At 62.0% G+C, this 20,464-nt stretch carries 19 protein-coding genes and 1 tRNA gene; 12 read left to right on the plus strand and 8 right to left on the minus strand.

All coding sequences use genetic code 11. From position 1 onward, the window contains the following. Position 1: 1 nt before the first annotated feature. Complete coding sequence (locus RIF72_RS10205) at positions 2 to 727, minus strand: LysR family substrate-binding domain-containing protein (protein ID WP_309074703.1); 726 nt, start codon at positions 725 to 727, stop codon at positions 2 to 4. Positions 728 to 760: 33 nt separating this feature from the next. Here RIF72_RS10205 and RIF72_RS10210 point away from each other — a divergent pair, with 33 nt between their 5' ends. Further along, complete coding sequence (locus RIF72_RS10210) at positions 761 to 1,210, plus strand: DUF5997 family protein (protein WP_309074704.1); 450 nt, start codon at positions 761 to 763, stop codon at positions 1,208 to 1,210. A 54-nt stretch (positions 1,211 to 1,264) separates the two neighbouring features. Here RIF72_RS10210 and RIF72_RS10215 read toward each other — a convergent pair whose 3' ends face one another. Beyond that, a complete protein-coding gene (locus RIF72_RS10215) occupies positions 1,265 to 1,648 on the minus strand; it encodes a VOC family protein (RefSeq protein WP_309074705.1) in 384 nt (127 codons plus the stop codon). Between the two features lie 166 nt (positions 1,649 to 1,814). Here RIF72_RS10215 and RIF72_RS10220 point away from each other — a divergent pair, with 166 nt between their 5' ends. Then, positions 1,815 to 2,378, plus strand: coding sequence for a hypothetical protein (locus tag RIF72_RS10220; RefSeq protein WP_309074706.1), 564 nt, complete (start codon positions 1,815 to 1,817; stop codon positions 2,376 to 2,378). 66 nt (positions 2,379 to 2,444) lie between these two features. Here RIF72_RS10220 and RIF72_RS10225 read toward each other — a convergent pair whose 3' ends face one another. The 3 genes from RIF72_RS10225 to RIF72_RS10235 form a co-directional block, all read right to left on the minus strand. Further along, positions 2,445 to 3,950: an APC family permease gene (locus tag RIF72_RS10225; protein WP_309074707.1), complete on the minus strand. Its 1,506-nt coding sequence runs from the start codon at positions 3,948 to 3,950 to the stop codon at positions 2,445 to 2,447. A gap of 23 nt (positions 3,951 to 3,973) precedes the next feature. Continuing rightward, positions 3,974 to 4,849, minus strand: a complete 876-nt coding sequence (locus RIF72_RS10230) for a universal stress protein (RefSeq protein WP_309074708.1) — start codon at positions 4,847 to 4,849, stop codon at positions 3,974 to 3,976. 85 nt (positions 4,850 to 4,934) lie between these two features. Beyond that, on the minus strand, positions 4,935 to 6,362 hold the full coding sequence (locus RIF72_RS10235; protein WP_309074709.1) for an NAD(P)/FAD-dependent oxidoreductase: 1,428 nt from the start codon (positions 6,360 to 6,362) through the stop codon (positions 4,935 to 4,937). A 55-nt stretch (positions 6,363 to 6,417) separates the two neighbouring features. Here RIF72_RS10235 and RIF72_RS10240 point away from each other — a divergent pair, with 55 nt between their 5' ends. Beyond that, complete coding sequence (locus RIF72_RS10240; protein WP_309074710.1) at positions 6,418 to 7,134, plus strand: TetR/AcrR family transcriptional regulator; 717 nt, start codon at positions 6,418 to 6,420, stop codon at positions 7,132 to 7,134. 61 nt (positions 7,135 to 7,195) lie between these two features. On the opposite strand, the gene RIF72_RS10245 is transcribed toward RIF72_RS10240, so the two are convergent. Continuing rightward, on the minus strand, positions 7,196 to 7,525 hold the full coding sequence (locus RIF72_RS10245; protein WP_309074711.1) for a hypothetical protein: 330 nt from the start codon (positions 7,523 to 7,525) through the stop codon (positions 7,196 to 7,198). Positions 7,526 to 7,648: 123 nt separating this feature from the next. Between RIF72_RS10245 and RIF72_RS10250 the strand changes: the two genes are divergently transcribed. After that, entirely contained in the window at positions 7,649 to 8,776 is a 1,128-nt protein-coding gene (locus tag RIF72_RS10250) for a mandelate racemase/muconate lactonizing enzyme family protein (protein ID WP_309074712.1), read from the plus strand. A gap of 10 nt (positions 8,777 to 8,786) precedes the next feature. Next, complete coding sequence (locus tag RIF72_RS10255) at positions 8,787 to 9,485, plus strand: FadR/GntR family transcriptional regulator (protein WP_309074713.1); 699 nt, start codon at positions 8,787 to 8,789, stop codon at positions 9,483 to 9,485. Positions 9,486 to 9,616: 131 nt separating this feature from the next. Here RIF72_RS10255 and RIF72_RS10260 read toward each other — a convergent pair. Next, positions 9,617 to 9,699, minus strand: a tRNA-Leu gene (locus RIF72_RS10260). 374 nt (positions 9,700 to 10,073) lie between these two features. Between RIF72_RS10260 and RIF72_RS10265 the strand changes: the two genes are divergently transcribed. From RIF72_RS10265 to pknB, 7 genes are read left to right on the plus strand one after another with little or no spacing between them, the layout of a single operon-like run. After that, entirely contained in the window at positions 10,074 to 10,823 is a 750-nt protein-coding gene (locus RIF72_RS10265) for a DUF3662 and FHA domain-containing protein (RefSeq protein ID WP_309074714.1), read from the plus strand. Between the two features lie 5 nt (positions 10,824 to 10,828). Beyond that, positions 10,829 to 11,308, plus strand: coding sequence for an FHA domain-containing protein (locus tag RIF72_RS10270; RefSeq protein ID WP_024818875.1), 480 nt, complete (start codon positions 10,829 to 10,831; stop codon positions 11,306 to 11,308). Between the two features lie 3 nt (positions 11,309 to 11,311). Then, a complete protein-coding gene (locus RIF72_RS10275) occupies positions 11,312 to 13,006 on the plus strand; it encodes a protein phosphatase 2C domain-containing protein (RefSeq protein ID WP_309074715.1) in 1,695 nt (564 codons plus the stop codon). Further along, complete coding sequence (locus RIF72_RS10280) at positions 13,003 to 14,433, plus strand: FtsW/RodA/SpoVE family cell cycle protein (RefSeq protein WP_309074716.1); 1,431 nt, start codon at positions 13,003 to 13,005, stop codon at positions 14,431 to 14,433. Before RIF72_RS10275 ends, RIF72_RS10280 begins: the two co-directional genes overlap by 4 nt. Beyond that, positions 14,430 to 15,887, plus strand: a complete 1,458-nt coding sequence (locus RIF72_RS10285) for a penicillin-binding transpeptidase domain-containing protein (RefSeq protein WP_309074717.1) — start codon at positions 14,430 to 14,432, stop codon at positions 15,885 to 15,887. The genes RIF72_RS10280 and RIF72_RS10285 overlap by 4 nt, the downstream gene beginning before the upstream one ends. After that, a complete protein-coding gene (locus tag RIF72_RS10290) occupies positions 15,884 to 17,725 on the plus strand; it encodes a protein kinase (RefSeq protein ID WP_309074718.1) in 1,842 nt (613 codons plus the stop codon). Before RIF72_RS10285 ends, RIF72_RS10290 begins: the two co-directional genes overlap by 4 nt. A gap of 10 nt (positions 17,726 to 17,735) precedes the next feature. Beyond that, a complete protein-coding gene (pknB, locus tag RIF72_RS10295) occupies positions 17,736 to 19,643 on the plus strand; it encodes a Stk1 family PASTA domain-containing Ser/Thr kinase (protein WP_309074719.1) in 1,908 nt (635 codons plus the stop codon). Between the two features lie 106 nt (positions 19,644 to 19,749). On the opposite strand, the gene RIF72_RS10300 is transcribed toward pknB, so the two are convergent. After that, entirely contained in the window at positions 19,750 to 20,391 is a 642-nt protein-coding gene (locus RIF72_RS10300; RefSeq protein WP_017199771.1) for an aminodeoxychorismate/anthranilate synthase component II, read from the minus strand. Positions 20,392 to 20,464 lie beyond the last annotated feature (73 nt).

Genomic DNA, 20,464 nt, shown 5'->3' on the forward strand with positions numbered 1-20,464 from the left:
GTCAGCGTTTGCCCTTCTTGCGAGAACCCTTGCCGCGGCCCTTGTCCGGATTCGGGGCGTAGCGCTGAGCCACCGCGGGCTTCTTTGGGCCGCCGCCACGACGATCAGGCTTCGGCGCCTTCTTGGGCTTTTCCTGCTGCGCTGAAGGCTGGCGGGAGCTTTGAGCTGTCCGCCCACGCACGATCCCAATGAACTCTTCGATCACCGGGCTGTCGGTACCAACCAGCCAGGCCAAGCCGATCTGCGTCCCGGGAGCACCGGTCAGGCGACGCATGACCGTGTCCTTCACATTCAAGTGCCGCGCAACGGACATTGGCAGGATCGCAAGTCCGGCACCGGATGCCACCACTTGGAGGGCCATATCCGGGCCGCCCATCTCGTCAATATCCAGGAAGTTTTCCTCGGCGAGGTCGTCCAGGGCAACTTCCTCAAACACCGAAATCTCGTGTCCCTTCGGAGCGACCACAACAGGCTGCTCTTCATACAAAGGGATAACGTTCAGTCCTTCGCGGTCCACGGGCAACCGAACGAAGCTAAGGTCAGCGGAACCGTCACGCAGCACTGAGACCTGAGCGTCGTCATCGGACATGAACGAGTGCAAGGGGAAGTTGGGCATCCGTTCTTCCCACCGCCGGATCCATTTCCCAGGAGTCACACCGGCAACATAGGCGAAGCGGAGGCCGGCTAGGGGTTCGGTTGTTTCGGCGGAATCTTCAGCGTCTGGCACACACTCACAGTACCGGCCAGATACCCTTGAAGCATGACGTCCTCGAACTCCCAGTCCATGAAGCCGGCAACAGTTGCCAAGAAACTCGGCATCTACCTGCCCGCAACACCTCAGGAGTTCCAGGATTCGTCCATCTCCCGTGAGGAATTCGCGGAGCTTCAGGCCAACCCGCCGGAATGGCTTGCCGAACTGCGCCGCAACGGCCCGCACCCGCGCCCGGTAGTCGCGCAGAAGCTCAACATCTCAATCAGCGGCCTCGCCCGCGGTGGCGTCGAGGATGCGCTTACGACGGCGGAAATCACCGAACTGCTGCAGGCTCCGCCGCAGTGGCTGGTCACCGAGCGCGCCACGCATGCTGCTGTCCGCTCCGAGGCGCAGCGCGTCAAGGACGAAGCTGCCAAGAAGGCCGCCACCAAGGAAGCAAGGGACAACGCCGCCGCAAAGCGTGATGCTCCGAAGACCTCCAAGCGCGATCACGCGTAGTTTTCACAAACTGTGGCCGGGACCTGCGTCCCGGCCACAGCTATTTAGGCCCGGCTAATCCTGGTGGAGCTGAATGAAGTTGCCACAACCGTCGTCGAAAACTGCACTGACGCCGGAGGGATCCTCTGAGGGCTCACCTTGGAACTTCACGCCGGCGGCAAGCAAACGCTCATACTCAGCCTGGACATCGGGCACGCCGAAGGTGATCGCGGCCAGGCCGGACTCGTGCAGGGCGTTCATGTAGTTCGAGGCGATGGGGTTGTCGCTGGGCTCCAGCAGCAGCCCTGGCGAATTGCTGTTGTCCGCGCCGGGATCCTTGATGATGAAGAGGTTGTACTCGGGCATGGCCATCAAGGTCTCGAAACCCAGTGTTTCTGTATAGAAGACGTGGGCTGCTGCGGGGTCCTTGACGTGGATGCTGCACATTTTCAGTCTCATGCTGCCAAGGCTACGCCCGGGGTCCGACAGTGTCCCGGCAGAGTACACCCGCATCCGGACAATTCACCTGTGCCTGCGGTGATGAATTGTCCCGTGGAAGGTGTCGCCCAAGCAGACACTGGCGCATACTGAATTCATAGCAGCGAATTCGCCTGGAGGTGGTCCGATGCCCGCCATGATGCTCCTGTGGGGTGTAGCTCTGGTTCTCGCAACCGCAGCAACCACCTATGTCCTCCACAGAAAACTGACCTACGGCCGCGGTCCGGAACCGGACGGGCTCTTCTGGGACATGTTCGGAGGGCTCGTAGTCATAGCGCCCGCCATCCTCGTCCCTGCCGTGCAATGGGCTCCGGCCGGACTCATCATGGTTTTCGTCGGCGTCGCCACCGCGGCAGGAACGCTGGTTAGCATCCGCAAAGTGGAGCGGATCCATGCAGCTGAGCCCCGCCGTCGTGCTGGTTTCCCGGACGACGCTGCCCGCCACGAAAGCATCCTGGAGAAGTGGCGCCAATACGAGCTCGATCCGGCACAGACCATTGACTTTCCGGCCATGACAGACGTCAGGACAGCCGAAACAGCGGCGCTGACCCGAGCCATGCGGGAGGCGGAGTACTGCAGGGTGACAGCAGGAACTGACTACCGTGCCGCCGTCGAACGTCTCGCTGAAGCCCTCACAGCAGCCGAACGGGCAGCGGGCGTCCCAACGGGCGCCGTCCCCTCGCCGAGATGATAGTTACTGACAATCCCACCGAGCAACATTGGCATTAGATGCCACCTCGGCGAAAGAGGGAGAGAACTACAAAACCTTGCCCTTGAAGAACTCGGGACGCAGCCGGTACATCACCAACATGACCGCCACGCCGAGCAGGATCACGCCCATTCCCAACACGAACACCATGCCCACGCCACCTACGGATGAACCCGAGCCGTACTCCGGATCCATGGAGTCCATGGCGGTCTTCACGAACATCACCAGCAGGATCACGCCGCCAAGCAACGGAGCCAGGAACTTGAAGAAGAAGCTCCGCGCATTGCTGAACGCCTCAGCACGGAAGAACCACACACAGGCCAGAGCGGTGATGCCGTAGTAGAAGCAGATCATCATGCCCAGGGCGGTGATGGTGTCCCACAGAGCGTTTTCGGACACCGTCCGGGTGATCACGTAGAAGCCAGCGGCCGCGATGGCTGCTGCGACGGTGGCGACGCTCGGTGACTTGTACGTGGGGCTGATCTTGCCGAACCTGGGTGAAAGCGCACGGTAGTGACCCATGGCCAGCATGGTTCGGGCCGGGGAAACGAACGTCGACTGCAGGGACGCCGCCGAACTGCTCAGGATGGCCAGCGACATGAGGATCGCGAACGGCCCCATCACCGGGCCAGCCAACACGGCGAAGATGCTGGACTGGTTCTCCGGATTTCCCACACCCAGCCCGGTCTCGCCGACACCCGCGAAGGACAGGGTTGCCAGTGCGATGGTCATGTAGATGATCACAATGACCAGCACGGTCACGGTAGCTGCCCGGCCAGGAGTCTTCTCGGGATTCTTGGTCTCCTCGTTCATGGTGAGCGTGACGTCCCAGCCCCAGTAAATGAAGATCGAGAGGGAAACACCTGCCGCGAATGATGAGAAGGAATCCACCGCGAACGGGTTGAACCAGTCGGGCGAAATGGTGGTGGCATCGAACGCCGTGCCGTTTGCCACGTGAATGAATGCGGACACCGCGAACCAGCCAAGCACCAACAACTGGAAGGCCACCAGGACATACTGCACGCCTTTGGTGGTTTCCATGCCGCGGTACGAAATCCAGCAGGCCAGGGCAATGAACACCAGCGTGGTGGCGATGTTCAGGGGCAGGATCTTGCTGAGGTCCGCAAGTTCAGGGTTGCTGAAGATCTGGCCGAGCATCAGGTAGAAGAAGTCCACCGCCACGGCCGCCAGGTTGGACAACACAATGATGGTTGCTGCGATCAGGCCCCACCCACCCATCCAACCGATCCACGGGCCAAAGGCGCGCGTCGCCCACGTGAAGGAGGTACCGGCGTCGGGCATTGCGTTGTTCAACTCGCGGTAGCCAAGCGCTACCAGCAGCATCGGAATGAAGCCCACCAGGAAGATGGCGGGCAGTTGCACGCCTACCTCGGACACGGTGGGGCCAAGCGCCGCTGTAAGGGTGTAGGCGGGTGCGATGCAGGAAACACCAATCACGACGGCGCCGATCAGGCCCACCGATCCGGCTTTCAATCCCTTTTCACTCAGCGATGATGTTTCTTTCGACTGGACCGTCTTTGGTGCAGTTGACATGGGTTTTGCCTCTCAGGCGATTGCTAGGAGCTTTGTCGCGAGTAGTCGCGGGGGACCACGATCATTGGGACGGGGAGGGCACGCAGGATCCGGTTGGCGGTGCTGCCCAGGAAGGTGACCCGATGCTGGGCCAGGCGGCTGGAGCCGATCAGGAGAATTTCGCCGTCTTCCCAGTCGAGTCGGTCAACGGCTTCTTCGATGGTGCGCCCCTGAGCGACCACGATCTCAGGTTCCGGCGTGGCCGCAGCAGAACCTCCGACGGCGGCAAGCTGGTCTGCGGCAAGCCTGTCGGCCGCGTGCACCCAGGCGGCGTCGGCCAACCCGGGCGAGTTACCGCCGTCGAGCGCCAACAGCGAGACGAGCCGCAACGGAAGGCCCCGGTCGCGCGCGGACTCGACCGCGACGTCGAGCAGTTCATCAGCGCCCGGGCGCGTCCCGAAACCGCAGCTCAAGCGTGTGATCGGCTCCGTGCGCTGGTAACCATGTGGCGCCAGAGCTACCGGAACCGGCGACGAATGGAGCAGCGCACTCGCCACGGAGCCGATGGTGAACCGCTTTAGCAGGCCGCCGGTGGTGGCACCAATCACCAAGGCCGCCGCGCCCATCTCCACGGCAACCTCGATCAGTGTCTGAGCTTCGGAGTCACCGCGCCGGATGTGGGCGCGGGCGGTGACATCCGCTGGCACCTGTGCGAGGCCTTCATCCAGCCAACGCTGCGCCTGCTCGTTGAGGATGTCGTTGTAGCCGGTCTCAGGCGGGTAGACGGCGTTGAACGGCGAATCTTCCGGGATCACCAGGACCAGGTCCAGACTGGCATCGTGGTTCCTGGCCAGCGCGACCGCAAGGTGAACGGCGTCGTGCCCCCTCGCGTTGGCGGTGTAGCCCACTACGTAGCGCATGGTGGTCCCTTTCTTGTCTTAAACAGTGGAGCCGGCAGGCCGGGAAATGGTGCTCCCCCAGCCTGCCGGTGCGGTGCTGACTGCCTTAGGCGACCGGTACCGCGGCCAACTTGTTGGCCTCGACGATGCGGGCTGCAGTTGACTGGCCCATGCGGACGGCGCCATCCACGTGCTGGTAGCCCTCGGCCGCGAGGTCGGACGAGGACCAGTAGATCGGTCCCACGTTCGCGTGCTGGTCCTTGCCGTAGCGGTGCAAGCCACCGAGGTCGTAGCTGGATGCGTACGCGCCGCGGGTCCATTCTTCGGAGCCCCAGTCGGACTCGTAGTAGACCTCCGGGGTGAGTGCCTTGTCGCCAAGGAAGCCGGCGATGGACTCGAGGATGGCTTTCTTGCGGTCTTCAGCGCTGAGCTCGAATACGGCGTCGGCCTTTTCGTCGGATACGAAACCCACCAAGGTGCCGCGGGTGTCGCCGTGGTTGGTGTTGTCGTAGACCTCCTGGACCAGCGCGCCTGCGCTGAAGCCCGTGCCGGAGAGTCCTTCTTCGCGCCAGAACGGCGTGTCGTAGACGGCGTGGACCTTGATGACCAGGCCCAGCGACTGGTGCTGGTGCATCTGGTGCTGGCGGCGCGGCAGCGGAGGTTCGAACGAGACGCGGGAGTAGAGGTTCGGCGGCACGGCCATGATGACGTAGCGCGCATTGACGGTTACCTTCTCCGACACGACGGTTACGTTATTGTCGTCCCATTTGATGGTGCGCACCGGGCTGTTAAGTACGACGTCGTCGCCCAACTCTGCTGCCTGCAGCAGCGAAACCTGCTGCATACCGCCGATGACGCGCTTGTCCAGGATGAAGTCTTCGTCCGTCAGGTGAGTGAAGGAGCCAGCCGATGCGGCCATGAGCACTGCCTGCAGTGCCGAGAAGGCGTGGGCGGGCTTGGTCAACATGCCACCGGCGATGAAGAGGCCGATGTTATTGCAGGCTTCCTCATCGTTGGAGTTCTGGCGGAGCCAGTGGTGGAAGGAGATGGTGTCCAGCTCGCGCGCCTTGGGGTGAGCCCAGGGCTCCGTGGGGCCGATCTCGGCAGCAAGTCCGTCCAGGATTGCTACGAGCTTGTCCATCTCGGCCTTGGTGGTTTCGTTCACGGGGAACGTGTCACCTGTGTACTGGGTGCGCTTGCCGTCTTCGCCGATGTACACGGATTCGCCATCGCGGTAGCGCGAGTACATTTTCAGTCCGAGCTCGTCCAGCAACTCCATAAGCACTGTCTGGTCCGGGGATACCCACTGGCCGCCGATCTCCAGCATGGCGCCGTCGATGGTGTCGGTCCAGGTGCGGCCACCCACGCGGTCGCGTGCTTCGAGCACAGCGACGCTGAGTCCGGCCTTCTTCAGTTCGCGTGCCGCCGTCAGCCCTGACGGTCCGGCGCCGACGATCACAACGTCGCGATCAAGATTTTGCATGATGTCCTCTCCGTGGCCGTCCGTGGTGGCTGACCAATAAATGAATGCCATTCATTTATCTCCATAGTAGCGTCGGAGACGCCCCGTGTGAAGGCCCGATGGAATAATGCTGGGGACACAGGCAGCAGAAAGGCCTCCGATGCCCGCACCAACGCCCACCCCTTCCGCCCTCCCGGCTGGCTCCGTGCGCCGCCGCGCCGGTCGACCGACAGCGGCGATCCTCGACCAGGACGGCATCACGACGGCGGCGCTTGAGCTGATCAGCAACAAGGGTTACAACGGACTCACAATGGCGGCCCTGGCACGATCCCTTGGCGTCGCGCCGTCTGCCCTGTACAACCACGTAGCCTCCAAGGATGACGTGTTGCTACTGGTGGAAGACCACCTCGCGGCGATGGTGGACGTCTCCGCCTTCGGCGTAGAGCCATGGGATGTAGCAGTGCGTCGCTGGGCGTGGTCCTACCGCGACGTATTCTCGGAGCATACGCCGCTGATCCCCGTCATTGCAGTACTTCCGGTGGCAAATGCACCCAAAACATTGGCGATGTACGAGGCCGTGACGGCAGGCTTCCGCGATGCAGGGTTCCCCGAAGAGAAGATCATCTCGGCAATCGTCGCTTTGGAGGCGTTCGTCTTCGGGGCTGCTTACGACGTCACCGCGCCGGAGGACATTTTCGACGCCGGCAGCCTCGCCGGGCAGGTCCCCAACTTCACGGCCGCCGTGGACCGGTTGGCACTGGAGAGGCACGCGCGGCCGACAGATGTTGCATTTGAATTGGGGCTTGAGGCGTTGATTACTGGTTTTGGGGCGTTGCGGGGGTAGTTGGGTTCGTCCGCAGGTAAGACTGAGTCACGAACATCTTCTGCTCTTCACAGTGGCCCGGCTATTTCCGTCGCCAAATTTTTCGGCCGGAGCTTTCATCCTTTTCGCCCGACAGCCGGAGACTCCTTACGGGAGTCCTGGCGGCGAGGACTCCGCTGCCCACACCACACAGCGCCACAACAACCGCGATTCCGATCATGTTGGGTGTAAATTCCAACGAAATGGCTCCGTTCTCCGTACCTGGGATGGCCGAGAAAACACCAAGCAAGACGACGCTGTTGTCAGTGAAGATGGCAATGATTGCTGTGGCCGCGCAGATGAGGAATGCCAGCGCAACGCCGCCCGCCGTTCCACCTAGGGCCGCGCCTACAATTTTTGTCGTCTTGTTCACGAATCGGATTCTCTCTCATACCGGGCGGATCTTCGGCGCGTGCCACTAGTACCCCTCTTGTAGCACAAGTCCTAAACTTGTATCCTAAGTGACAGGCAAGGAAGCCGTCCCACTAGGAGAACCATGAGCACCGTAGATCTCATTCGCCACGTCAAACTGTCCACGGCACGTTTGCCCCTCACCGTACCGATCAGCGATGCCAAGGTCTTCACCGGCCGCCAGAAGCCTATGACCGAGGTGGTGTTCCTCTTCGCCGAGATCACCACGGAACAGGGCCACAGCGGCATCGGATTCAGTTACTCCAAGCGCGCCGGCGGGCCTGCGCAGTACGCCCACGCCAAGGAAGTCGCAGAGGGCATCATCGGCGAGGACCCCAACGATATTGGCAAGATCTACACCAAACTCCTCTGGGCCGGTGCCTCGGTGGGCCGGTCCGGCGTGGCAACTCAGGCACTGGCCGCCATCGACATCGCACTCTACGACCTCAAAGCCAAGCGTGCCGGACTCCCCCTGGCCAAACTGCTGGGCTCCTACCGCGACTCAGTGCAGACCTACAACACCTCCGGCGGCTTCCTCAACGCCACACTGGACGAGGTTAAGGAACGCGCCACACAATCCATCAACGATGGCATCGGCGGCATCAAAATCAAGGTGGGCCTGCCGGATTCCAGGGAAGACCTCCGCCGCGTGGCCGGAGTCCGCGAGCACATCGGCTGGGACGTCCCGCTCATGGTGGATGCCAACCAGCAGTGGGACCGGGCAACTGCGCTGCGCATGGGCCGCCAGCTCGAGGAATTCAACCTGATCTGGATCGAAGAACCCCTGGATGCCTACGACTTCGAAGGCCACGCGCACTTGGCCCAGGTCCTGGATACGCCCATCGCGACGGGTGAGATGCTCGCCTCCGTCGCCGAACACAAAGGACTCATCAACGCCAACAGCTGCGACATCATCCAGCCGGACGCACCTCGCGTTGGTGGCATCACCCAGTTCCTGCGGCTTGCGGCGTTGGCGGATGAAAGAGGCTTGGGCCTGGCCCCGCACTTCGCCATGGAAATCCACCTCCACCTGGCCGCCGCCTACCCGCGCGAGCCTTGGGTGGAGCACTTTGACTGGCTGGACCCGCTGTTCGAGGAGCGTCTGGAAACCAAGAATGGCCGCATGATCGTTCCCGACCGCCCCGGACTCGGCGTTACGCTGAGCGAGCAGGCCCGCGCCTGGACCACCGAGTCCGTGGAATTCGGCGCGTAATCTTGAACCCATGAGCCGAAACCTGACCGCGGATCTCGCCGCCGACCTTCGCAACCGCATCGTCGACGGCGTCATCCAGCCAGGCGAGAAGCTCCCCAGCGAAAACACCCTCATCAGTGAGTTCGGTGTGAGCCGGACCGTCGTCCGTTCCGCCCTCACCCGCTTGCAAGCCGAGGGACTCGTGGAGACCGAACGAGGGCGGGGCAGCTTCGCGCTGACCCCGCCCGCGGACGGCCCCACTCCTGCACCAGGAACGCGGGCCGTTGGCAGCATGGAAGAGCGGCTGCAAATGCTCGACTTCCGGATCGGCGTCGAGACCGAAGCCGCAGCACTTGCCGCCCGGAACCACACAGAACACCAGCTGAAGGCTACGCACGGCGCCTTGGAGCAGTTCATTGCGAGCTCAGGCCACCCGGCTCATTCAATGAAGGCCGATTTCGAGTTCCACCGGGCAGTCGCGGCGGCCAGCGGCAACCCCTTCTATACGGACTGCATCTCCGCCCTGGGCCAAACCATGATCACCATGCCCCGACCCCGCCTCGTTTCAGCCGACGAGCAAGATTCCCGTGCACGCTTCGAGCAAGTGGTCCACGAACACTCCTCTATATACGCAGCAATCGCAGAGGGCGACCCAGTGGCCGCCGCGGCCGCCATGCGCCTGCACCTGAGCAACTCACGACGCCGGTTCACGGGTTCCACGGGCAACTGACCTTCCGCCCGTCCCAAGTAGGTCGCATTTGAGGTCGTTCCCAGTGCTGGGAACGACCTCAACTGCGACCTACTTGGGTGCAGGGACAGCAAAAGAGCCCCGGTCCTAAGACCGGGGCTCTTCATATTGCGTGCGCGAGGGGGGATTTGAACCCCCACACCCTTTCGGATACTGGCACCTGAAGCCAGCGCGTCTGCCGTTCCGCCACTCGCGCGCAACTTCTTTTTCCGGACTTTGGCTGGTCTCCCAGCTTCGTTTCCTTCAAAAGCAGCGAGATCAAGCATAACGGACATCCGGAGCAAAACACCAATCGGCCGGTGGCTAGAGCCCCCGAGCAGCCCGAGAGGACCCCAGCAACAGCTGAACCGAAGGAAAATTTCAATCCCCGCCTCCCGCGCCAGCAAGGGCCGGGAATGAACTTTTCCGGGTCGTAAGGCGTTGTGGATTAAGGCCATTCCCAGTCAGTCCCAGTAGTATCGGGGAGTGGAAGGGCCGTCAGGCGCGTACTTCGCCGTGTGCGCAGACGGCGCAATAGGCGGACTATCGACCAGGCACCGCGGGTGCCGCGGCAAGGAAAGGAGAAGGACCATGGGTTTGCTGGACAAAGTCGAGCGCGGCATTGAAAAGGCCGTCCGCAACGTCTTCTCCACGGGGTCGCGGGCACGTGTTGAGCCAGTGGAGATCGCAAGCAAGCTGAGGCGCGAGTTGGACAACAAGTCCATCACCATCGCGGCCGGGCGGACGCTCGCTCCCAATGTTTTCGATGTCCTCCTCAGCGATGAAGACTTCGCCCGGGCTCAGGAATGGGGAACACCGCTCGCCGAGGAACTGTGCGACGTCGTTATCCAGCATGTCCGCAGCCAGGGCTACACACTCCAAGGCGCGGTCCGCATCTCGTTCCGGCGCAATGACGAAGAACGCGCAGGACATTTCGAAATCAATTCCCGGACCGAGAAATCATCCGATAACGCGGCTCCTGCTCCACAAGCTCCCCGCGCCCATGTTCCTGCTGCTCCGGCACGGCAACCCACTCGCCTCCAGCCCGTGCTTGACATTGGTGGCCAGCGGTATTCCCTCAACGCCCACTCCGTGGTGCTGGGCCGCTCATCCGAAGCCGACATCCTTGTCGATGACACGGGTGTCTCACGGAAACACCTTGAGGTCCGCACGGAGAATGGCGGCACCTGGGCCGTTGACCTCGGCTCCACTAATGGCAGTTACGTCAACGGGCATAAAGTGAACGGCAGCGTGGAGCTTACAGACGGCTCAACCATCACGATGGGACGTACCAAGATCATTTTCCGCCTCCTCCCCCAAACCACGGGTGGCCACGCGTGAACGACATCAGCGAACTGACCATCACAGCGCTTCGCTTCGGGTTCCTCCTTTTGTTGTGGGTCCTGATTTTCAGCATTGTGACCACCATGCGCCGCGACTTCCAGATTGGCCGCAAGGCCGTCACTGGCGTTCCCACCGCACGCGAAGTCCGCAAACATCCTGAGCTCGCAGCTTCTCCGCCGCCGGCAATCCAGCATGCGCGCACACTAGTAGTCACGGAGGGCCCCCTCAAGGGCACCACGGTTCCCCTGGCCGCCAGCCCAATCCTGCTCGGCCGCGCACAGGAGGCCACGCTTGTCCTGGAAGATGATTACGCTTCCGGGCGGCACGCACGCCTGTTTCCGCAGGGCAGTCGCTGGTTTATCGAAGACCTCGGCTCCACGAACGGCACCTATCTGGCCGATCAACAGCTCACCCGCGCTTTACCGGTTGAGCTTGGCGTCCCCGTGAGAATCGGCAAGACGGTCATTGAATTGAGGCCGTAGTCCATGGCCTCTCCCGAGACCCCCAAGGGCCAGGAAAAGGCTGCGGAGCGCCCGCTCATCATGCGCTACGCCGCGCGTTCCGACGTCGGACGGATCCGCTCCAAGAATGACGACTCCGCTTATGTGGGCCGCCATCTTGCAGTCGTGGCCGATGGCATGGGCGGTCACGCTGGCGGTGATGTTGCTTCCGCTTCAACGGTCCTGGACATGATCCACCTTGATCAAGACGATTATCCGGAGGGTGCGGACACCGTCCTGGCCGACGAGATCCAAACCGCAAATTCCCTGCTCTCCGAACTTGTCCACCAGAACCCCAAGCTTTCCGGTATGGGCACCACGGTCACTGCACTGCTCTTGGAGGGCCGCAAGCTTCACTTCGCCCACATTGGCGATTCCCGCGCCTATCGGCTGCGTAATAAGAAGTTTGAGCAGGTCAGCATTGACCACACGTTCGTGCAGCGCCTCATCGACGAAGGCCGGCTACGCCCGGAGGAAGCGGAGACGCATCCGCACAAAAACGTCCTCATGCGCGTCCTTGGCGACGTCGATGCCAGCCCTGAGCTGGACTTGGACGTCCTGGACGTCGAACCTGGCGAACGCTGGCTGCTGTGCTCCGACGGACTCAATTATGTGGCTGGCCACGTGGTCGAGCGCATGGTCCGCGAGACCAAGGACTTACGCGAATGCGCTGAGATCCTGGTAGATCTGACGCTGGAAGCCGGCGCCCCGGACAACGTCACCGTGGTGATGCTGGAGATAGCGGAAGAGACCGACGACGACGTCAACACGGCCGCCGTCGACGTCGTTCCGGCAGCGGCACTTGCCGCGGTTGACGAGCCCGAGGCAGTCACGGCCACCAAGTCCGCCGATGACCTGGCTGCGGACAAAGCGGCAGGTGCCAAAGCCGAGTCCCAGGCTAAAGCCGCGCGGGATGCCGATGCTGGCTCATCGTTCAGCGCGGGAAATCCGGGTGACGAAGAGGACGAGCCCGAGACTGCGTTGTCGGACGAGTCCACAGAACCTCCCACCACTACCGACCCCCATCTGGGTGAACATCTGTCGGCTGAAGTACTACGCGAGGAATTGGCCAGTCGCCCCCACGAACTTGTTGGCGCGGCAGCCACGGCTGCTGAAACGGGCTCCATTCCCACCGTCGCCGGCCGCACCGTCGCACGCAGGGCAGCAACGGTCCTCACGCATAAAGCTGAGCAAGACCGAGTTGAGATCGAAGAACCGGCACGTCGCCGTGTGCGTTGGCTGATGCCTGCTGTCGCGGCCGTCGTTGTGCTGGGCGTGGTAGTTGGCCTGTGGCTTGGCTATGCCTGGACTCAGACGCGCTATTACGTAGGCGAATACGATCAGCGGGTCGCCATCTTCAACGGGATCTCTCAGAGGCTCGGACCCATTCAGCTTTCCCGGCTTGAGGCCGTTACCGATATCAGGGTGGATTCATTGCCGGAATACGGCCAGCAGAGCGTACGCCAGACAGTTCCGGCGGGTGACCTCGACAGTGCACAGGGCATTGTGGAGAACCTGAGGAACACTGGCAGCGCTTCAGCCAACTGCCCGAGCACCCCGCCCACGGGTTCGGCAACGACGACGCCGACCCCGTCAGCCACTGTGCCCATACCCAGCACGGCTGCTGTTGCCAGCCCCACTCCTTCACCCGTCCCGACTCCCTGTGAGGCGGCCAAATGATCCAGACTGAGATAGCACCAAAGCCCCGCCGGAATATTGAGCTGGTTCTCATCGTCCTGGCCCTTGCCGTCGGCATCGGCGCAAGTGCGTTGGTGAGCATCAACTCGGAATCCGGGCTGGATAGCGACTTTTGGTTCCAGTCGAGCCTCCTTGCGGTTGCAGCCTTTGCTTTCCACGTGGTGCTCAGGCTCCGGGCAAAATATGCCGATCCAGTAATACTTCCGATCGTTGTAGCTCTCAATGGCCTCGGGCTTGCGTTGATTCACCGCATGGACGGCCCTGCGGACGATACGGGCAACAATCAGCTTCGCTGGACACTCATTGCCATGGCGGTCTCGATTGCTGTGATCTGGTTCCTCAAGGATCACCGCATCCTTCGCCGCTTTACGTATATTTCCTTGGCGGCGAGTGCTTTCCTCCTAGTCCTTCCCCTGATTCCGGGAATCTCCGCTGGCGAAATCCTGGGTGCACGCGTGTGGATTCGAGTTGGTCCCATGACGTTCCAGCCGGGTGAAATCGCCAAGATCACCCTCGCTATATTCTTTGCCGGGTATCTATCCTCCAACCGGGACCTGATTCTGTTGGCCGGCCGGAAGATTGGCCCCATGCAGTTCCCGCGGTTCAAGGACCTTGGCCCCATGATTACAGCCTGGCTTGTGAGCATTGGTGTTCTCGTCTTCCAGCGCGACCTTGGATCCTCCATCCTCTTCTTCGGCCTCTTCATCGTGATGATCTACGTGGCCACAAGCCGGATCTCGTGGGTGGTCATCGGACTGCTGCTGATTCTGGGCGGCGGCTTCATTGCCTCCCAGATCTTCTCCCACGTTGCATTCCGCATCGACAGCTGGATCAATGCCTTCACGCCTGAGGTGTTCGGCAGGTCCCCCGGAGGTAGCGGTCAGATCGTAGAAGGTTTGTTCGGGATGGCCGATGGCGGACTGGTTGGCACAGGCCTTGGCCAGGGCAGGCCGGATCTGGTGCCCTTCGCCAACAGCGACATGATCGTTGCCCTCATCGGTGAGGAGCTGGGCCTGATTGGCCTCTTCGCCGTGGTGATGCTTTATCTGTTGCTCTTCACCCGCGGCTTTCGTGCAGCCTTGGGAACCCGCGACGCGTTCGGAAAACTGCTCGCCTGCGGATTGTCCTTTGCGATTGCCCTGCAGTGCTTCGTTGTCATCGGCGGAGTTACCCGGCTCATCCCATTGACGGGCCTCACCACTCCGTTCCTTGCCGCTGGTGGTTCCTCACTGCTGGCCAACTGGATAATCGTTGGCCTGCTGCTCATGATTTCCAATACAGCCCGCGGCCCGGTGGACACCACACCCATGGTCAACAAGCCCCCTGCAAGCAGTAGCACCCCGGGAACACGTAAACCGGCCACAGGCCAGACACCAAGCGCACCAACAGAGGCGGTGAAGCAACAATGAACCAGGCTATTCGCAGTAGCTGGATGGCTGCCGTCGCCATGTTCGCGTTGATCTTCGGCGCCATCAGTTACGTTCAGGTCATTGGCGCTGATGACCTCAACGCCAATCCTTGGAACCAGCGCGCCGTTCTGGCGTCATTCTGTAATGAACGTGGCTCCATCATTGTGGGCGGAAAGCCTGTAGCTGAGTCAGTCACCGGAACAGAATCCTGTGCGTTCCAGCGTCAGTACAACCAGCCGGAGCTCTATGCCGGCATCACCGGATACTTCTCCAAGTTCTTTGGTTCCACCGGCCTGGAACAGTCAATGGGGGAAACCTTGGCTGGAAACTCCGATCAGTTGTTCCTGGACCGCATGAGCCAGATGTTCCTGGGCAAGGAGCCCAAGGGCGCATCAGTGGAGCTGACCCTGGACCCTGCCCTCCAGCAACTGGCTTTCGACCTCATTCCTGAGGGGCAGCGCGGTTCCATTGTGGTCACCAACCCCAAGACCGGCGCCATCCTCGCGATGGTTTCCAAGCCGTCATATAACCCCAACTTGATTGCCTCACATGACCGCACCACGGCAGAGGCCAACTACGCTCAACTGAACCAGATTCCCGGCATCAACCTGAACCAGAACGTCAGCGGCCCTACGGGTAACCTGCTCTCGCCCGGATCAGTCTTTAAACTCATTGATACGGCGGCTGCGCTGAACTCGGGCAAGTACAACAAGGACAGCGAACTGCCGAACCCCAGCAGCCTTCCCCTGCCAGGTAGCAGCGCCAGCCTGCCCAACTACGCTGGCGGTAACTGCAACGTTCGCGAAACAGCGTCCTTCGCCTTTGCCCTGGAACAGTCGTGTAATACTCCGTTTGCCAGCATCGCATTGGACCTTGGCCAGGATGCCATCCGGGAGCAAGCCCAGAAGTTTGGCTTTGGCGAAACATTTGGCGATCAGCTCAAGCTCCAGCAAGCCGTCAGTGTCTTCCCGGAGGACCTCGATCAGGCCCAGTTGGCCCAGTCATCGGTGGGTCAACGCGACGTGAAGGCCACACCGCTCCAGATCAACCTGATGACGGCGGCAATCGCCAACGGCGGCGTGCAAATGAAGCCCAATTTGGTTGGAGCCATCCGTGCGCCCGATCTCCGCGTCATCAACGAACCCAAGCCTGAGGCGCTCCGCACCAGCACCACGCAGCCCATAGCGAGCCAGATCACCGAGTGGATGACAAGCGCCGTGGATAACGGCATCGCCAGGGGAGCAGCCGTTCCCGGGGTCAAGGTAGCCGGCAAAACCGGCACGGCCGAACTCGGTGATTCAGGTTTGAACAACTCATGGTTTACCGGGTTCGCCCCGGCAAACGACCCGCAAGTAGCCGTCACCATTGTCATGGAGAGTGTGGACGTGCAAACCGGGGCCCAGCTAACCAGTCCGAACGCAAAGAAGATTTTTGAGGCGGTGTTGAATAAGTGAGGCCTACTTCGGGAATCACACTCGGCGGCAGGTTCCAGCTGACCAGTCGCATTGCGATTGGCGGCATGGGCGAGGTCTGGAAGGCCAAGGACCAGATCCTCGGCCGGATCGTTGCCATCAAGGTGCTCAAGGAGGAATACACGGGTGACCCCGGGTTCCTTCAGCGCTTTCGTGCCGAGGCGCGTCACACCGCCCTTCTCAACCACGTGGGCATCGCCAACGTTTTCGATTACGGCGAGGAAGCCGGTTCGGCCTACCTGGTCATGGAGCTCGTGCCCGGACACCCGTTGAGCGGCATCCTCGAACGTGAGCAGGTGCTCTCTCCGGACATGACGCTCTCCATCATCTCGCAGACCGCACGTGCCTTGGCCGTTGCGCACGCTCAGGGCCTCGTCCACCGCGACATCAAGCCGGGCAACCTGCTGATCACGCCTGACAACCGCGTCAAAGTCACCGACTTCGGCATTGCCAGGTTGGCAGACCAAGTACCGCTCACACAGACCGGGCAGGTCATGGGCACCGCCCAGTATCTGGCTCCTGAGCAAGCAACTGGCCAGACCGCAACGGGTTCTTCGGACATCTATTCGCTCGGCGTCATCGGCTACGAGTGCCTCACCGGCCACCGTCCGTTCTCCGGTGAATCCCAGATTGCCATTGCCCTGGCCCAGGTGAATGACGCACCGCCGCCCCTTCCTGAGACGCTGCCCACCCCCGTGCGGGCACTGCTGATGTCCATGCTGGCCAAAGACCCCAAGAACCGCCCGGCCAACGCCATTAAGCTGGCCGAGGCCGCGGAAGCCATCCGCAACGGCGATATCGCCACGGCGCACGCCGCCGTGCCCGGCATGCTGTTGTTTGAATCCAATACCGGCCCCATCACGGCGCCGGTCGACACCGCAACAGCACCCACCGGCGTCGTCACCTCGCCTTACGGCAAGGAACAGTCGACGACGGCGACGTCCGCACTGCCGGTGCTCGGCGCCGGGGCTGCGGGAGCTGCTCTTGGGGCGGCCGCCGCGTCTTCTGATAACCCCCTGACGCGTGCAAACGCACTCGAGGCCGAGCGTCAGCTCAATGACGACGACGGAGAAGTGGTCTACACCGAAGAAGATAACTTCGACGATCCTGAGCCGGAACGCAAGAAACGCAGCCCGTGGACCTGGCCCCTTGTTGCCCTGATCCTGCTGGTCCTGTTTGCCTTGGTTGGTTTCCTGATTTCGCAGTCGGGTTTCTTCTCGCCGAGCCCCGCACCCACTGAATCAACCACCACGAGCCCCAGCCGGAGCGCGAGTCCTACTTCCACCTCAGCTACGCCATCGCCACGACCCACGGAGACCTCTGAGGCGCCGCAGCCCACGCAGTCGGTTCCCCAGAAGATCAACATCATCCCCGAGGAGTACGTGGGTCAACAGTTCGAGACAGTCAGCGCGCAACTTCGTGCATTGGGCTTCGGAGTCGACGGCCAGGAGGTCTTCGACGACACAGCTGAGGCAGGAATTGTGACGACTCTGAATCCCACCGGACCTCGTGACCCTGGCGAAACCATCACCGTCACCTACTCAAAGGGCCCCCAGTTGGTCGCTGTACCCACTATCGGAGTCGGAGTGGATGAGGCGCGGATTCAGCAGGCCATCGAAGGAGCCGGTCTTTTGTGGGTTGCAGGAGAACCCGTCAATGGTGCCATCGGCCAGCAGCCGGGAACCTTCGTCCGTTCTTCACCGGCAGCCGGCACCCAGGTCCCTGCCGGGTCAACAGTCACTTACTACCTGTCCAGGGCACTGGTTCCGGTCGATCCCGGATCACCGACCGCCACCCCCACCGGCAGCCCGAGCGACTAAGTAAACCGCCATGTCAACGTCACGCCCAGGTCCTGCGCATCGAGAGGAGAGCACACCTGTGTCCTCCCAGCGCATCCTCAATTCCCGCTATGAACTAGGCGAGCTGATCGGTCGTGGCGGCATGGCGGACGTCTACCGCGGCACCGACACCCTGCTGGGACGGACCATTGCCGTGAAGGTGCTGCGCGCGGACCTCGCCCGGGATCCCCAGTTCCAGGCCCGTTTCAAACGCGAAGCCCAGGCTGTAGCTGCGTTGAACCATCCCTCCATCGTGGCCATCTTCGATACCGGAGAATATTCGGTTCCGGGAGGGCCCGGCGAGGACGTCCGGGTTCCTTACATCGTCATGGAGTACGTGGCGGGACGCACCCTTCGCGACATGATCAAGGCGAATGAGCTTGGGGTCGATGACTCCATCGGTTTCACTTTGGGCGTCCTTGGCGCTCTCGAGTACAGCCACCGCGCAGGCATCGTCCACCGCGACATCAAGCCAGCCAATGTGATGGTCTGTGCCGACACCGGCGATGTGAAGGTCATGGACTTCGGCATCGCGCGTGCCATGGCCGATTCCGCCGCGACCATGACGCAAACACAAGCCGTAGTGGGAACTGCGCAATACCTTTCACCGGAGCAGGCCCGTGGTGAAACGGTGGATGCGCGTAGTGACCTCTACTCCGCCGGTTGCCTCCTTTTCGAACTGCTGACCAGCAGGCCCCCGTTCATCGGCGACAGCCCGGTATCAGTCGCCTACCAGCACGTCCGCGAGACCCCGGACCTGCCCAGTGCCCACAACCCGGAAGTCACCGAAGCCCTGGATTCAGTCCTGGTAAAGGCCCTTCAGAAGAGCCGGACAGATCGATTCCAGGACGCTGCCGCCTTCCGCCGTGCCCTGCGCGCAGCCAGCAACGGCATTCCTGTACCTGCGGTGGCGGCGAGTGAGGCCCCCACGGACCCCAACGACCTCGTGGAACCCGAAGACCCGGCAACAGAGCTTTTGAGCACCACCGCCGTGGGCTTCCTCGATGCAGGTCAGTTCAAGGACGAGCCAGTTGATCAGCCCCAGGAAGAGCCTCTTCCCTTGGGCCTCCCACCCGAACGTGAGCTGCCGGCGCGCCAGAAGTCCCGCCGTCGTGCCTGGGTTGCCACCTTGGTGATTTTCACGATTCTGGTGCTGGCTGGCGGTGGCTTCTGGCTTTACAGCCTCATGAACATGCAACCCCCGCCACCGGCAAAAATAGCCGTACCGCCAGTGACCAACATGTCCGAAAGCCAAGCGATCCAGGAACTCTTCACAGCCAAGCTGAAGCCCAAATCCGTGCGTGAGCCCAGCGACAGCGTGGCCAAGGATATGGCAATCGGCACGACGCCGATTGCTGGTGTCATGTTGGAACAGGATGCTGAAGTGATCCTGAAGGTTTCCAGCGGACCCAGCTCAGTGACCATCCCGGCGGACATCGTGGGTCGCACTGAACCGGACGCGCGCGAAGCCTTGCGCAGGCTCGGCATCACCGGCAACATCGTGACCACCCTGACCCACAGTCCCACCGTCCCCGCAAACGTAGTAATCAGCACGGCTCCCGCGCCGGGCGGCGCCATCGCCGTGGACAGCAAGGTGGAGCTGCAAGTTTCCACGGGCAAGGTCCTCGTGCCCCAGCTGATCGCGTTGCCCTTGGCTGAAGCCGAAGCGGCGCTCAAAGCCAATGGCCTGACCATGTCAGTGGTGGAGCAAGAGAACTCTCAAGTGCCGGCGGGCGTAGTCACAGCTCAAAGCGATGCCTTCAACACGGAGGTAGCCCAAGGCAAGATGGTGACTGTTACGGTGGCCAAGGCCCCGGCTCCACCGCCCACACCCACTCCGACGCCAACCCCTACGGAAACCGAGAAGGCGACGCCGAAGCCCACACCCACCAAGAAGTAAGGGGGCTTCTGCGTCTGTCGCGTCCGCCGACCTCTGCGTGCTGCTCCTTCGTCGCTTTGACGCACGCTTCCGGTCACCGGCCCGCGACAGACGGTCTTTGGGTTATTTACTGCTTGATCAGCGGGCTCAGCTTCGATGCACGTTCGGCTGCCCCGGTCATGCCCAGGGACTCCAACCAGTTACCCAGCATCTGGTATCCGCCTTCGGTGAGCACCGATTCCGGGTGGAACTGCACCCCGCATAGGGGAGCGGTCTTGTGCTGCAGGCCCATCACCACGCCGTTGGTGGTCTCGGCGGTGATTTCCAGGACGTCCGGGATGGAGTCGCGTACAGCCGCGAGTGAGTGGTAGCGCGTTGCCGTGACAGGCGAGGGCAGGCCGGCGAAAACGCTCTTGCCTTCGTGACTGACGGGGGAAGTCTTGCCGTGCATAAGTTCCGGCGCGTGAGTGACAACTCCGCCATAAGCCTCTGCGAGTGCCTGATGTCCCAAGCAGACACCGAACATAGGCTTGGCGGCCTCGCCACACCACTTGATGAGTTCGATGCAAACGCCCGCTTCGGCAGGGGTGCCAGGCCCCGGGGAGACGAGGACGCCGTCGCGGCTTGCTGCGAGCTCGGTGGCCTCGGCAAGCGTCACGTCGTCGTTGCGGACCACCGTTGTCTCCGCGCCGAGTTCCTGGAGGTATCCCACCAGCGTGTAGACGAAGCTGTCGTAGTTATCCACTACAAGGATTTTTGTTGTGCTCATGGCTGCTGCACTAAACCAATCGTTGAGTCGGTCAAAGTGGTGAATTGGGAGAACCACGGGAAGAGGAACTCGA

The organism is Paenarthrobacter sp. (assembly GCF_031180005.1).
In the GTDB taxonomy this organism is placed as follows: Bacteria; Actinomycetota; Actinomycetes; order Actinomycetales; family Micrococcaceae; genus Arthrobacter.

Excerpts from the sequence above, each read along its gene's own strand:
- RIF72_RS10210 (WP_309074704.1), top strand. The coding sequence starts at position 761 with ATGACGTCCTCGAACTCCCAGTCCATGAAGCCGGCAACAGTTGCCAAG.
- RIF72_RS10215 (WP_309074705.1), bottom strand. The coding sequence starts at position 1,648 with ATGAGACTGAAAATGTGCAGCATCCACGTCAAGGACCCCGCAGCAGCC.
- RIF72_RS10220 (WP_309074706.1), top strand. The coding sequence starts at position 1,815 with ATGCCCGCCATGATGCTCCTGTGGGGTGTAGCTCTGGTTCTCGCAACC.
- RIF72_RS10225 (WP_309074707.1), bottom strand. The coding sequence starts at position 3,950 with ATGTCAACTGCACCAAAGACGGTCCAGTCGAAAGAAACATCATCGCTG.
- RIF72_RS10230 (WP_309074708.1), bottom strand. The coding sequence starts at position 4,849 with ATGCGCTACGTAGTGGGCTACACCGCCAACGCGAGGGGGCACGACGCC.
- RIF72_RS10235 (WP_309074709.1), bottom strand. The coding sequence starts at position 6,362 with ATGGCATTCATTTATTGGTCAGCCACCACGGACGGCCACGGAGAGGAC.
- RIF72_RS10240 (WP_309074710.1), top strand. The coding sequence starts at position 6,418 with ATGCTGGGGACACAGGCAGCAGAAAGGCCTCCGATGCCCGCACCAACG.
- RIF72_RS10250 (WP_309074712.1), top strand. The coding sequence starts at position 7,649 with ATGAGCACCGTAGATCTCATTCGCCACGTCAAACTGTCCACGGCACGT.
- RIF72_RS10255 (WP_309074713.1), top strand. The coding sequence starts at position 8,787 with ATGAGCCGAAACCTGACCGCGGATCTCGCCGCCGACCTTCGCAACCGC.
- RIF72_RS10265 (WP_309074714.1), top strand. The coding sequence starts at position 10,074 with ATGGGTTTGCTGGACAAAGTCGAGCGCGGCATTGAAAAGGCCGTCCGC.
- RIF72_RS10275 (WP_309074715.1), top strand. The coding sequence starts at position 11,312 with ATGGCCTCTCCCGAGACCCCCAAGGGCCAGGAAAAGGCTGCGGAGCGC.
- RIF72_RS10280 (WP_309074716.1), top strand. The coding sequence starts at position 13,003 with ATGATCCAGACTGAGATAGCACCAAAGCCCCGCCGGAATATTGAGCTG.
- RIF72_RS10285 (WP_309074717.1), top strand. The coding sequence starts at position 14,430 with ATGAACCAGGCTATTCGCAGTAGCTGGATGGCTGCCGTCGCCATGTTC.
- pknB (WP_309074719.1), top strand. The coding sequence starts at position 17,736 with ATGTCAACGTCACGCCCAGGTCCTGCGCATCGAGAGGAGAGCACACCT.
- RIF72_RS10300 (WP_017199771.1), bottom strand. The coding sequence starts at position 20,391 with ATGAGCACAACAAAAATCCTTGTAGTGGATAACTACGACAGCTTCGTC.